Source organism: Acinetobacter sp. NIOH-H-8 (assembly GCF_046635365.1).
Taxonomy (GTDB): domain Bacteria; phylum Pseudomonadota; class Gammaproteobacteria; order Pseudomonadales; family Moraxellaceae; genus Acinetobacter.
In genome coordinates this window covers 1-398 of sequence record NZ_JBHDVN010000324.1, presented here as the reverse complement: position 1 = coordinate 398, position 398 = coordinate 1, and the positions used below count along the sequence as shown (strand labels likewise).

General features: G+C 56.0%; 1 pseudogene. It reads left to right on the top strand.

The window, feature by feature from the left end:
• Nucleotides 1-398, top strand: a pseudogene (locus ACEWB7_RS18465) (membrane-bound PQQ-dependent dehydrogenase, glucose/quinate/shikimate family); the annotation flags it as partial.

Genomic DNA, 398 nt, shown 5'->3' with positions numbered 1-398 from the left:
CAGGGTACTCTGGTCTTCCCTGGTAACCTGGGGATGTTCGAATGGGGCGGGATTTCCGTTGATCCGAATCGTGAAGTGGCAATTGCCAACCCAATGGCACTGCCGTTTGTTTCGAAACTGATCCCGCGCGGTCCGGGTAATCCGATGGAACAGCCGAAAGATGCCAAAGGCACGGGTACGGAATCCGGCATTCAGCCGCAGTACGGTGTACCGTATGGCGTCACGCTCAATCCGTTCCTCTCACCGTTTGGTCTGCCATGTAAACAGCCAGCATGGGGCTATATCTCGGCGCTGGATCTGAAAACCAATGAAGTGGTGTGGAAGAAACGTATTGGTACGCCGCAGGACAGTATGCCGTTCCCGATGCCGGTTCCGGTGCCGTTCAACATGGGGATGCC